The following is an 11,629-nucleotide window of genomic DNA, read 5'->3' as shown; positions in this document are numbered from 1 at the left end:
GCGCCGGGATCGACCCACCGCCAAATTCTGGTACCATACGCCCTTTGCCGAATTCACTGCCGGAGACCCCCATGGCATTGGACAAAGAAGACCTAATTAAAATTGCCCATCTGGCCCGTTTGCAGGTGGCCGATAATGAGATCGAAGCCACCACGGTGCGACTTTCCTCCATTCTGGGCCTGATCGAGCAACTTCAGGCCGCTCCCACCGATGGAATCGAGCCGATGGCACACCCCACCGACGCGGTACAACGCCTGCGGGAAGACGTGGTGACCGAGACCAATCATCGTGACGAATATCAGAAAATCGCCCCGGCCACCGAAGAGGGCCTGTACCTTGTGCCCAAAGTGATCGAATAAAAGCCAATTGATTGATCAGGTAACCTATTAATGCATACCAAAACCCTGAAAGCCCTGTCCGATGCACTGGCGGCGGGCGAAGTGTCCAGCCAGGAGCTGACACAACATTTTCTGGATCGTATCAAACGGCACGATCCGCAACTGAACAGTTTTATCAGCATCACCGAAGAGCAGGCTCTGGCCCAGGCGAAAGCGGCGGATGACCAGCGCGCCGCCGGTAACGCTACGCCATTGACCGGCGTGCCCATCGCTCACAAAGACATCTTTTGCACTCAAGGGGTAAAAACCAGCTGCGCCTCCAAGATGCTGGATAACTTTATCGCCCCCTACAACGCCACAGTCGTTGAAAAAATGAACACAGCGGGCGTAGTGACCTTGGGCAAAACCAATATGGACGAGTTCGCCATGGGCTCCTCCAACGAAACCAGCTTCTACGGGGCGGTAAAAAACCCCTGGCACACTGATTACGTGCCCGGCGGATCATCCGGCGGCTCCGCCGCTGCCGTTGCTGCTCGATTGGCACCCGCTGCCACCGGCACCGACACCGGCGGCTCCATTCGACAACCGGCCAGCCTGTGCGGCATTACCGGCTTGAAACCCACCTATGGCCGGGTATCCCGCTGGGGCATGATCGCCTTTGCCTCCTCTCTGGATCAGGGCGGCCCCATGACGCAAACCGCCGAAGACGCTGCCCTGCTGATGAACGCCATGGCGGGCTTCGACCCCAAGGATTCCACCAGCACCAACATCGAGGTGCCGGACTATACCGCCGACCTGAACAAACCCCTGAACGGCCTGCGCATCGGCCTGCCAAAACAGTTCTTTGAAAACGGCCTGGATGCCGCAGTGGGAAAACTGGTACAGGAGGCCATCTCTCAATACGAAAAGCTGGGGGCCACACTGGTGGATATCGAGCTACCCAACACCCACTTATCGATCCCCGCTTACTACGTGGTGGCACCAGCGGAAGCCTCGTCCAACCTGTCCCGCTTCGACGGCGTTCGCTTCGGCTATCGCTGCAACGACCCAGCGGACCTGGAAGATCTCTACAAACGCAGCCGCGGCGAAGGCTTTGGCGAAGAGGTAAAACGCCGCATCATGATCGGCACCTATGCACTTTCTGCGGGTTATTACGATGCCTATTACCTAAAGGCGCAGAAAGTTCGCCGCTTGATCAAAAACGATTTTGACGAGGCCTTCAAAAACGTCGATGTCATCATGGGGCCCACAGCGCCTCACGCCGGTTTCAAACTGGGCGAAAAAGCCGCCGACCCGGTATCCATGTACCTTTCCGACATCTACACCATCTCGGTCAACATGGCAGGGCTACCGGGCATATCCATTCCGGCTGGCAACAGCAACGGCCTGCCGGTTGGTTTACAGATCATCGGCAACTACTTCGACGAAGCCCGCTTGCTGAATGTGGCTCACCGTTACCAACAAGAAACCGCCTGGCACCTGCAAATGCCAGCGGCCTTTGCATAAGGAGGCACGCCATGTCCTGGGAAGTAGTCATCGGGTTGGAAGTGCACGTGCAACTTGCCACCCAGTCAAAAATTTTCTCCGGGTCCTCCACCGAGTTCGGTGCCGAACCCAACACACAGGCTGCCTTGATTGATCTGGGCATGCCCGGAGTTTTACCAGTATTAAACGGTGATGTAGTGCAGAAGGCGATTAAGTTCGGCCTGGGTGTAGACGCAGAAATCACACCCAAATCCGTATTCGCCCGTAAAAACTATTTCTACCCGGATCTGCCCAAAGGGTATCAGATATCCCAGTTCGAACTGCCTATTGTTGGCATGGGGCACTTGGACATCACCCTTGAAGACGGCACCACCAAACGCATTGGCGTTACCCGCGCCCACCTGGAAGAAGACGCAGGCAAATCTCTGCACGAAGACTTTCACGGCATGACCGGCATCGACCTGAATCGGGCAGGCACCCCGCTGCTGGAAATCGTCTCCGAGCCTGATATGCGATCCGCCAAAGAAGCGGTGGCGTATGCCAAAGCCATTCACTCCCTGATCCGCTACCTTGACATCTCCGACGGCAACATGTCCCAAGGCTCCATGCGCTGCGACTGCAACGTATCTCTGCGCCAGAAAGGGGAAGAAAAATTCGGCACCCGCCGCGAAATCAAGAACGTAAACTCCTTCCGCTTTGTGGAAAAAGCCATCAACGCCGAAATCGAATGGCAGATGGACGAGCTGGAATCAGGCCGGGCGATCCAACAAGCCACCGTGCTGTATGATCCGGTGAAAGATAAAACCTTCGCCATGCGCAGCAAAGAGGAAGCCAACGACTACCGCTACTTCCCCGACCCTGACCTGCTACCGCTGGAAGTCACCGAGCAGCTAATCGACCGAGTGCGAGCCGAATTACCGGAGCTGCCCGCGCAAAAAATCGAGCGTTTTGTTTCCGAACTTGAACTGTCCGACTATGATGCCCGCGTGCTGGCGTCAGACCGGGTACTGGCCAATTATTTTGAAACCGTTGTTGATGTATCCGGTGCCAAAGCCAAACTCGCAGCCAATTGGGTGAGCGTTGAATTACTGGGCGCACTGAACAAAAACGATCTGGATATTGACGCCAGCCCCGTAAGCGCAGAGCAACTGGGTGGATTGCTGAAACGCATCGCCGACAACACCATCAGTGGCAAAATCGCTAAGCAGATTTTCGAAGAACTGTGGAACAATGGCGGCAGCGCAGACCAGATCATCGAAGCAAAAGGCTTGAAACAGGAAACCGACACCGGCGCGATCGAAGCCATTGTGGATCAGGTCATTGCCGATAGCCCGGATCAAGTGGCACAGTTCCTGGCTGCAGATGATAACAAACGCAAAAAGCTGATCGGCTACTTTGTGGGGCAATCCATGAAGCTTTCCAAGGGCAAAGCCAATCCCCAGATGCTGAATCAGATTCTGGCGCAGAAGCTGGTTTAACATTACGAAGCAGGGCCACAAGCTTAGTGGCCCTGCTTTGATAAAATGGCCTAATACCGCTGATGCTTTGCTAACGAAACTGCGGTAAAACTGCCATCATATTCACCGGTTATTCCCACCTGATAGACATAATTTCCATCCACAGCGAAATCATCCACAGTTGCGTCGGCAACTTTCACCACATCAGCCACTTTTCCGCTCTGACTCACGAAGCTAACACGCCCTGAGGACGAAATACCTGATACTGAAAAGGATTCAGCCACATAACACCCGGACGTCGCAGCCCTCACTCCCTGCATCGCCCAATATCCCGAATTGCTCACCGGGACAGAAGTACTAACCAACCATTCACCCAAAAGATCATACTGCTCCACTTCATAATTTTCCGACCGCCCCTGGAGGTAGTCCGGGCCGAGAACCATACAAACCCTTTGCTCCCCCGCACTCAAGAAAACCCGTCCATTCACGAATCCAATCGGGGTGCTCGAAAAACTATCCAAATTTGCGGACAAGCCATATAACGTACCTTCGCTACCTTCATTCACATCATCTACACCGACAGTCCAGACGGTGCCTCCCTGCACCGACGCCTTAGTAAACCGCTGCAATCCAAGAGCCTCTGGAGTAAGACTGACTAACTCCGAACCCTCCGGCGAAATAACTTTCAGGTATCGCCCACTAGCGAGTAAAAGATTCCCATCCGACAATACATGCAAGGTAGCCACCTGAAACTGGTGAAGGTAAAATGGAAGTTCAGCTGGGGGCAGATCGTAGGCAATATCCCACAGAAGCTCGCCATCATTATCGAAAGCATGCAATCGCGAACCTTCGCGAGAGGACACATACACAACTCCGTCAGGCCCTACCTTGACATCATCAACATACCCCAGGTTAACTGTCGGCACCTCTGTACTGGCAACCAACTGGCCTTGAGCGCTGACTTTAAACAACTGGAAACGACTCTCCCCAACATTAGACCAAGCCAGGAAGCTATTGCCATTCTGATCCACAGCTAACACTCTGCCACCTGCAAGTCGCGACATATGCCCCTGTAAACCAGGAATTAAGGTCTCCCATTGCAATTGCCCATCGCGATCAAAATTGGCCACAAACACACCATCGTGTTCGCCAACATTGCTACTCATCTCGGTGAAACCAACAGTGAGAACACTGTCAGCTGTGAGCAACAACGTACCAGAACTGCTGTAATCGTTATCAAAACTGGCGTACGTCGTCGTCCATACCTGCTTTACACAGGCAGTTACCGCTAAAGCCCCAACTGCCAAAATGACAGCCATGCCATGCTTCTTCATATACTCACTCCTTTGATCTCTATTTTTATTATTGAAATTGATTAAAATTTATCTACTTAAAAATCGACCGTGATACCTAAAATGTTCTTCTATAAAACTCGCAATAAAAAAGTAACTGTGGTCATAACCTTCCCGCTGATTCAGGGTTAAGGCCACACCCGCCCTTTCGCAGGCTTGCTCCAGCAGCTCAGGCTTCAATTGATTTTGCAGAAAACTGTCCGCCGCACCCTGATCCACTAGAATTGGCTTATCAAAGCCTGATTTCTCTATCAAAGCCACAGCGTCATGCTCCAACCATAGAGACTCATCACCGCCAAAATATCCGCCAAAAGCCTTCTGCCCCCAAGACACCTGACTGGGCACACATATAGGCGCAAAAGCAGACACCGAACGGTACTGATCAGGGTGCCGCAATGCCAGCGTCAACGCGCCATGCCCGCCCATGGAATGCCCCATGATACTTTGCCGCTCGATATCCAAAGGGAACCGCTTCGCCAGCAAAGCAGGCAGCTCCGCCTGCACATAATCGTACATCCGGTAATGGCGATCATAAGGTGCCTGCGTTGCATTCACATAGAACCCTGCACCTAACCCAAAGTCCCAGGCCCCATCCGGGTCGTCGGCAACGCCATCCCCTCGGGGGCTGGTATCAGGCGCTACGATGGCCACGCCAAGTTCCGCCGCAACTCGCTGCGCACCGGCTTTGGTAACAAAGTTCTGATCGTTACAGGTCAATCCCGACAGCCACCACACCACGGGTACCTTGCCCTGCTCAGCCTGAGGCGGAAGAAACACAGAGAACACCATATCGCAATGGCAACTCTCGGAGGTATGCTTGACGCGCAATTGACGCCCGCCAAAGCAGAGAACGTCTTCAATAATGTCCATGATGATGCTTCCTCAGTAGATCACTACCGACCGAATGGCTTCACCGTCATGCATCAAATCGAAGGCTCGATTAATGTCATCCAACGGCATGGTAAAGGTCACCATCTCATCAATTTTGATTTCACCTTTCATGTAACGATCGACATAATCAGGCAACTGCGAACGCCCTTTCACACCGCCGAATGCACTGCCGCGCCACACACGGCCAGTTACCAGCTGAAAAGGCCGGGTGGCAATTTCCTGACCCGCACCAGCTACGCCAATAATGACCGATTCGCCCCAACCTTTATGGCAACATTCCAATGCCGAACGCATCACATTCACGTTACCGATGCACTCGAATGAATAATCCACACCACCGTCGGTAAGATCCACAATCACATCCTGAATCGGCTGATCGTAGTTTTTCGGATTCACACAGTCAGTGGCACCCAACATCTTGGCCATCTCAAACTTATCTTCATTAAGATCTATGGCAATAATGCGCTCAGCCTTGGCCATCACAGCCCCTTGAATCACCGACAGGCCAATACCGCCCAAGCCAAACACCGCCACGGTGGAGCCCGGCTCTACCTTAGCCGTATTCAACACCGCCCCAATGCCGGTGGTAATGCCACAGCCCAACAGACACACTTTATCCAACGGTGCTGCTTTGTTGATTTTGGCAACAGCAATTTCCGGCAAAACTGTGTATTCAGAAAAGGTGGAGGTTCCCATATAGTGGAAAATGGTTTTGCCATTCTGACTGAAACGCGAGGTGCCATCCGGCATCAAGCCCTGCCCTTGAGTGGAGCGAATGGCCTGACACAGATTGGTTTTACCTGACAAACAGAATTTGCACTTACCACACTCAGGGGTATACAGCGGAATAACATGATCACCCACCGCAACACTGGTCACACCAGGCCCGACTTCCACCACCTCACCGGCACCTTCGTGACCCAGTATTGAGGGAAAGATGCCTTCCGGGTCAGCACCACTCAAGGTAAACGCGTCGGTATGACAGACACCCGTAGCAGCAAGTTTGACCATGACCTCACCGGCTTTAGGGCCTTGCAGTTCAACTTCTTCAATCGTAAGAGGCTTACCTGCTTCCCAGGCAACGGCGGCGCGAGTTTTCATATAAGAGCATTCCTTGTAGTGGTTTCAATAAGATGGAGGACAGGTTAACCTGCAAGCAGATTGATGCCAAGTCACGGGTGAGAGCACTCCGATTATCGGCGCAATGCGACTTTGCCGCCCTACCCTCGTTAATATTGCATATTACACAGAGCTGGGCCGTGCTACGTTAGCTAAACGACAACAAGGAAGATGCCACAATGCCCGTACGAAAGCTGACCATATCCGTTTCTGAATACGACGACGACATCAAAACCATTGTGGCACCCGCCCTGCAAGGTGGGCTGGATGTTACGTTCAAGAAATACTCCAACCTGCCAGACCTCAGCGACTACAGCGGCGGCGACAAATACCCACTGACATTGGTGGGGCATGCAAACGGCGTGAGTATGAAAATTGGCATTGGCCTGGGGGACCGGGTAGACGGCGAAACCGTAGCCGATCAACTTTTAGCCAAAGGCTTGGATGCCAAGACTTTTCCGTTCTGCCTGATAGCCGGCTGCAGCGGTGCCGCCAGTAAAGCAGATGGACTCTACATTAAAATAGCCGACAAGCTGGGCATCCCCACCGTCGCATCCAGCACCCCAATAAAAATATCAAGAGCAGGCGAAAAGGTGACGCTGACGCCACAAAGCAGTGGCACCTGGCGCGTTTATTTTCCCGCATCAGAAGAGCGCTTTGATTTACAGATCAGCGGTCGCTGCGACAACATTAGATCGCTTTTGGACAAACAAGAATTTCAGTGCCATCAGGGCGTGGCCTGATATCAAGATGCACCAGTCTACGGGGCTCCACACACTTCGCATGCCGGGTTCTTTTTCAGTTTAACGGAACGAAACTGCATGGTGAGAGCATCCACGATCAGCAACTTACCCGTCAAAGGCTGGCCTAACCCACACAGCACCTTGATGGTCTCGGTGGCTTGAATGCTGCCCACCAATCCAACCAGCGGTGCCAATACACCATTGGTTGTACAGCGCAGATCTTCTTCTCCGGTTTCATCAAACAAACAACGATAACAGGGGCTAGCCGCGTTGCGGGGATCATACACACTGACCTGCCCATCCAGGCGAATTGCAGCCCCTGACACCAAGGGTACACGGTACTTCACGCTGAGACGATTCAGCAGAAAACGCACTGCAAAGTTATCACTGCAATCAACCACAACCTGGCACCCACTCACCCACTCGGCAGCATTTTGCTCATCCAGTTTGACGGGCAACGCCACCACGTCACAATGAGGATTCAGGCTCTGCAATGTGCGCTGGGCCGATGCTACCTTGCTCTCACCGATACGATCGGTGGTGTGTGCGATTTGCCTTTGCAGATTACTAAGATCCACCTGATCGTGATCCACCAAGATCAACTTACCGACCCCTGCGGCGGCCAGATACATTGCAACAGGGGATCCCAGCCCTCCTACACCCACCACCAGCACGGTGGCAGAGCGCAGCTTTTCCTGCCCGGCGATATCCAGCTCCGGCAGCATGATCTGACGGCTGTAACGCAGCAGTTCTTCATCCTTAAGCATGACAGGCTCCCTGATTGCTTGGCCATTGTCCGAGGGTAACACGATCACGATCAGCCAAATCCTGTACCGTGACAACTTGCGCAAAGCCGCTGGCAGTCATCAGCGCCCGCACAGCACCACCCTGATCACATCCGTGCTCCAACAATAACCAGCCACCAGCATGTAGATGAGCTGACGACTGCGCCACGATGATTCGAATATCATCCAAACCATCAGCCCCAGAGGCAAGAGCACGAATCGGCTCATAGCGCACACCAACACCTTGCAGGTGGGCATCCTGATCTTCAATATAGGGAGGATTAGAGGCGATGATGTGAAATTGCTGACCCCCCAGCTGCTCGAACCAGGCACTTTGGATCAACTGAATCGGTAGATTCAGCGCTTCACTATTACGTGCGGCCACCGCCAAGGTCGGGCCATGAATATCGGTAGCGGTGATATTCCAGTGGGGGCGCTCGCTGGCAAGCGCCAATGCAATTGCACCGCTACCGGTACCAAGATCCAACATATTAAGACGTTCGACACTCGCAAGTTCGGCATCTGCCTGCGCCAACACCTGCTCTACCAACAACTCGGTATCCGGCCGTGGCACCAGGGTATCCTCTGTAACCGCCAACTCAAGCGTCCAGAACCCCTGGCTACCGGTCAGGTAGGCCACCGGCTCACCCGCGCTACGCCGCTCAACCAATAACTGATACTGCTGCCACTGCTCTGCCGTCAGCTCGTGATCCGGCCACGCTCGCAACCAGGCACCATTACGCTGCAGCACGTGCGCCAACAACCACTGACTGTCCACCTTGCAGCTTTCCAGCAGCTCAGCTGAAGCCTGCACCAGCGCCAATTCGGCCCATTTCAAACTACTGGCAACGGTTTCCATCAGGCCTCTTCAGACAATGCAGCCAGCTGATCCGCCTGATACTCATTAACCAGCGGCTGAATCACATCATCCAGCTCACCTTGCATAATTTCGGGCAAACGATACAGCGTCAGGTTAATACGATGATCCGTTACCCTGCCCTGTGGATAGTTGTAAGTTCGAATCCGCTCCGAGCGATCACCACTGCCTACCAAATTACGCCGGGCATCACTGGTTTCCTTATGCTGCTTATCCTGGGCGTGCTGCAACAAACGAGACTTCAACAGCGACATAGCCTTGGCTTTATTCTTATGCTGGGAGCGTTCATCCTGACACTCCACCACCACGCCAGAAGGCAAATGCGTAATGCGCACCGCCGAATCTGTGGTGTTAACGTGCTGACCACCAGCACCGGATGAGCGATAGGTATCGATCCGCAGATCTTCACTGCGAACATCAATGTCTGTCACCTCATCCGCCTCTGGCAAAATGGCGACGGTGCAGGCCGATGTATGAATACGACCCTGGGATTCCGTAGCAGGCACCCGCTGCACCCGATGTGCGCCAGACTCAAACTTAAGCCGTGAGTAAACATTGTCGCCAATCACACGACAGATAATTTCCTTATAACCACCATGCTCGCCCTCATTCTGGCTCACCACCTCCGTCCGCCAACCGACATTTTCAGCGTAGCGGGAATACATCCGATACAAGTCACCGGCAAAAATGGCGGCCTCATCGCCGCCGGTACCGGCACGCACCTCCAGAAACACGTTACTGCCATCGAAGGGGTCTTTGGGCAGCATCAGCTTCTGCAGATCCAACTCCAATTGATCACGTTTCTCTTCATTTACGCCAAGCTCTTCTTCACCCATTTCTTTCAGATCAGGATCACTAAGCCAGCTCTTCGCCTCATCAATATTTTTCAACACCTGATCGTATTCACGATAGCACTGCACCACCGGTTCAAGTTCGGCGTATTCCTGGGACAGCTTACGAAACTTGTTTTGATCGGAAATTATCTCTGGCTGTCCCAGCAGCATGCCTACTTCTTCGTAGCGCTCACTGCGGCCGGCCAATTTCATTCGCAAAGAATCTTTCATGTAACAGCATCCTGTTCGGACGAGGGCTCGTCCATGTTAAAAACCGAGAAACCAATAGGAAAAGGTAATATGTGAGATGAGCCTAGCTAATCCGGCTTGTTGGGTTCGATGATGCCCAATAGCTGCTGGGCCCATTCAATCTGATCGTTACGGCCGGTTTCTGCTGCCTGCTTCAGCTGGGTGGTGGGGGCATGCATCACTTTATTGATCAGCGACCGACTCATTCGCTGCATGACCACTTCCGCATCGGTACCACTGCGAATCTGCTGCAAGGCTTTTTCCATTTCCAGCTGTCGCAACGTTTCCAGCTTGTCACGGTAATTTCGAATTGCATCAACCGCATCCAGGCTTTTCAGGGAATCCATGAATTGCGCCATGCAGCTGTCTACCAACGTCTCCGCCTTGGAGGCAGCATCCTTACGTTGTCGGCGGTTCTCTTCCACCACTTGCTGCAGGTCGTCCACCGTATACAGGTAAACATCGGCCAGCTCCGACACTTCTTCTTCAATATCCCTGGGCACGGCAATGTCCATCATAAACATAGGCTTATGCTTACGTATCTTAAGTGCGTGCTCAACGGCCCCCTTACCCAATATGGGCAGAGGGCTGGCGGTGGAAGAAATCACAATGTCCGCATGGGGCAGTGCCAAGGGGATGTCACTGAGTGTGATTGCGCGGGCCTTGAACTCCTCGGCAATGGCATTGGCACGGGACAGGGTTCGATTGGCCACGGTGATGCTCTTCACCCCCTGCTCCACCAGATGACGGGCCACCAACTCCACCGTCTCACCGGCACCGATCAATAGAACCGAGGTCTTGCCCAAATCGGAGAAAATCCGCTTGGCCAACTTAACCGACGCAAACGCCACCGAAACGGGGTTGGTTCCAATACCGGTCTCGGTTCGAATCTGCTTGGCAGCAGAAAAGGAATGCTGGAACAAACGGCCCAGCTCCGGGCCCACGGTATGCGCCTCCTGCGCCACAGAATAGGCCGTTTTAAGCTGACCCAGGATCTGGGGCTCACCCAACACCATGGAATCGAGCCCACTGGCAACCCGCATCAGGTGGCGCACGGCGGCCTCATTCCAGAACTCATAGACACAACGGGATATATTCTCAACAGGCAGAGCGTGGTAGCGCCCTAACCAACTTAGCAACAATTCGGAATTTTCAGCATCAGCAGAACAATACAGTTCGGTACGGTTACAGGTGGACAGAATAGCGACTTCTCGCAGACGTGCGTGATCCCGCACTTCATTCAGCGCGCTGACAACTCGGTCTGGCGAAAAAGCCAGTTTCTCCCGCAGATCTACCGATGCGGTGCGATGATTAATGCCGTATGCGAGTAACGCCATATACCTGGGATGGGCCCAAATCCGGGCCGCTAACCCCACCCTCTTCAAAAACTGGCCGGATTATAACACAAGCATCGAATCCGGCTGCGATGGATCATTGACCTCAATCATTTCCAAACAAGGGAACATATATCCCTTCCAGCAATCTATACTCTACGGAAGA

At 53.4% G+C, this 11,629-nt stretch carries 11 protein-coding genes; 4 read left to right on the top strand and 7 right to left on the bottom strand.

Going from position 1 to position 11,629, the window contains the following annotated elements; genetic code table 11:
• Nucleotides 1–71: 71 nt before the first annotated feature.
• The 3 genes from gatC to gatB are packed head-to-tail and all read left to right on the top strand — an operon-like array spanning nucleotide 72 to nucleotide 3,301.
• The gene (gene gatC, locus Kalk_RS17120; protein WP_101895412.1) at nucleotides 72–359 is read left to right on the top strand and encodes an Asp-tRNA(Asn)/Glu-tRNA(Gln) amidotransferase subunit GatC; all 288 of its coding nucleotides are present in this window, start codon (nucleotides 72–74) and stop codon (nucleotides 357–359) included.
• A gap of 30 nt (nucleotides 360–389) precedes the next feature.
• Nucleotides 390–1,844, top strand: a complete 1,455-nt coding sequence (gene gatA, locus Kalk_RS17115; RefSeq protein ID WP_101895411.1) for an Asp-tRNA(Asn)/Glu-tRNA(Gln) amidotransferase subunit GatA — start codon at nucleotides 390–392, stop codon at nucleotides 1,842–1,844.
• Nucleotides 1,845–1,855: 11 nt separating this feature from the next.
• Nucleotides 1,856–3,301 (top strand): Asp-tRNA(Asn)/Glu-tRNA(Gln) amidotransferase subunit GatB, encoded by a 1,446-nt coding sequence (gene gatB / locus Kalk_RS17110; protein ID WP_101895410.1) that lies wholly within the window; start codon nucleotides 1,856–1,858, stop codon nucleotides 3,299–3,301.
• 50 nt (nucleotides 3,302–3,351) lie between these two features.
• Here gatB and Kalk_RS17105 read toward each other — a convergent pair whose 3' ends face one another.
• From Kalk_RS17105 to Kalk_RS17095, 3 genes are read right to left on the bottom strand one after another with little or no spacing between them, the layout of a single operon-like run.
• On the bottom strand, nucleotides 3,352–4,614 hold the full coding sequence (locus Kalk_RS17105) for an NHL repeat-containing protein (protein ID WP_101895409.1): 1,263 nt from the start codon (nucleotides 4,612–4,614) through the stop codon (nucleotides 3,352–3,354).
• A gap of 48 nt (nucleotides 4,615–4,662) precedes the next feature.
• The gene (fghA, locus tag Kalk_RS17100) at nucleotides 4,663–5,502 is read right to left on the bottom strand and encodes an S-formylglutathione hydrolase (RefSeq protein WP_101895408.1); all 840 of its coding nucleotides are present in this window, start codon (nucleotides 5,500–5,502) and stop codon (nucleotides 4,663–4,665) included.
• Between the two features lie 12 nt (nucleotides 5,503–5,514).
• Entirely contained in the window at nucleotides 5,515–6,624 is a 1,110-nt protein-coding gene (locus Kalk_RS17095; RefSeq protein WP_101895407.1) for an S-(hydroxymethyl)glutathione dehydrogenase/class III alcohol dehydrogenase, read from the bottom strand.
• Nucleotides 6,625–6,821: 197 nt separating this feature from the next.
• On the opposite strand from Kalk_RS17095, the gene Kalk_RS17090 reads away from it, so the two are divergent.
• Complete coding sequence (locus Kalk_RS17090; RefSeq protein WP_101895406.1) at nucleotides 6,822–7,385, top strand: hypothetical protein; 564 nt, start codon at nucleotides 6,822–6,824, stop codon at nucleotides 7,383–7,385.
• A gap of 17 nt (nucleotides 7,386–7,402) precedes the next feature.
• Here Kalk_RS17090 and Kalk_RS17085 read toward each other — a convergent pair whose 3' ends face one another.
• The 4 genes from Kalk_RS17085 to hemA form a co-directional block, all read right to left on the bottom strand.
• Nucleotides 7,403–8,152, bottom strand: a complete 750-nt coding sequence (locus Kalk_RS17085) for a HesA/MoeB/ThiF family protein (RefSeq protein ID WP_101895405.1) — start codon at nucleotides 8,150–8,152, stop codon at nucleotides 7,403–7,405.
• Entirely contained in the window at nucleotides 8,145–9,029 is an 885-nt protein-coding gene (prmC, locus tag Kalk_RS17080) for a peptide chain release factor N(5)-glutamine methyltransferase (RefSeq protein ID WP_101895404.1), read from the bottom strand. Before prmC ends, Kalk_RS17085 begins: the two co-directional genes overlap by 8 nt.
• On the bottom strand, nucleotides 9,029–10,111 hold the full coding sequence (prfA, locus tag Kalk_RS17075; RefSeq protein ID WP_101895403.1) for a peptide chain release factor 1: 1,083 nt from the start codon (nucleotides 10,109–10,111) through the stop codon (nucleotides 9,029–9,031). The genes prmC and prfA overlap by 1 nt, the downstream gene beginning before the upstream one ends.
• 86 nt (nucleotides 10,112–10,197) lie before the next feature.
• On the bottom strand, nucleotides 10,198–11,466 hold the full coding sequence (gene hemA / locus Kalk_RS17070) for a glutamyl-tRNA reductase (RefSeq protein WP_101895402.1): 1,269 nt from the start codon (nucleotides 11,464–11,466) through the stop codon (nucleotides 10,198–10,200).
• Nucleotides 11,467–11,629: the final 163 nt, after the last annotated feature.

The sequence above is a fragment of the Ketobacter alkanivorans genome, from assembly GCF_002863865.1.
Classification (GTDB): Bacteria; Pseudomonadota; Gammaproteobacteria; order Pseudomonadales; family Ketobacteraceae; genus Ketobacter; species Ketobacter alkanivorans.
Note: the sequence above shows the minus strand (reverse complement) of the source record. Positions and strands in the feature narration are given on the sequence as shown.

Excerpts from the sequence above, each read along its gene's own strand:
- gatC (WP_101895412.1), top strand. The coding sequence starts at position 72 with ATGGCATTGGACAAAGAAGACCTAATTAAAATTGCCCATCTGGCCCGT.
- gatA (WP_101895411.1), top strand. The coding sequence starts at position 390 with ATGCATACCAAAACCCTGAAAGCCCTGTCCGATGCACTGGCGGCGGGC.
- gatB (WP_101895410.1), top strand. The coding sequence starts at position 1,856 with ATGTCCTGGGAAGTAGTCATCGGGTTGGAAGTGCACGTGCAACTTGCC.
- Kalk_RS17105 (WP_101895409.1), bottom strand. The coding sequence starts at position 4,614 with ATGAAGAAGCATGGCATGGCTGTCATTTTGGCAGTTGGGGCTTTAGCG.
- fghA (WP_101895408.1), bottom strand. The coding sequence starts at position 5,502 with ATGGACATTATTGAAGACGTTCTCTGCTTTGGCGGGCGTCAATTGCGC.
- Kalk_RS17095 (WP_101895407.1), bottom strand. The coding sequence starts at position 6,624 with ATGAAAACTCGCGCCGCCGTTGCCTGGGAAGCAGGTAAGCCTCTTACG.
- Kalk_RS17090 (WP_101895406.1), top strand. The coding sequence starts at position 6,822 with ATGCCCGTACGAAAGCTGACCATATCCGTTTCTGAATACGACGACGAC.
- Kalk_RS17085 (WP_101895405.1), bottom strand. The coding sequence starts at position 8,152 with ATGCTTAAGGATGAAGAACTGCTGCGTTACAGCCGTCAGATCATGCTG.
- prmC (WP_101895404.1), bottom strand. The coding sequence starts at position 9,029 with ATGGAAACCGTTGCCAGTAGTTTGAAATGGGCCGAATTGGCGCTGGTG.
- prfA (WP_101895403.1), bottom strand. The coding sequence starts at position 10,111 with ATGAAAGATTCTTTGCGAATGAAATTGGCCGGCCGCAGTGAGCGCTAC.
- hemA (WP_101895402.1), bottom strand. The coding sequence starts at position 11,466 with ATGGCGTTACTCGCATACGGCATTAATCATCGCACCGCATCGGTAGAT.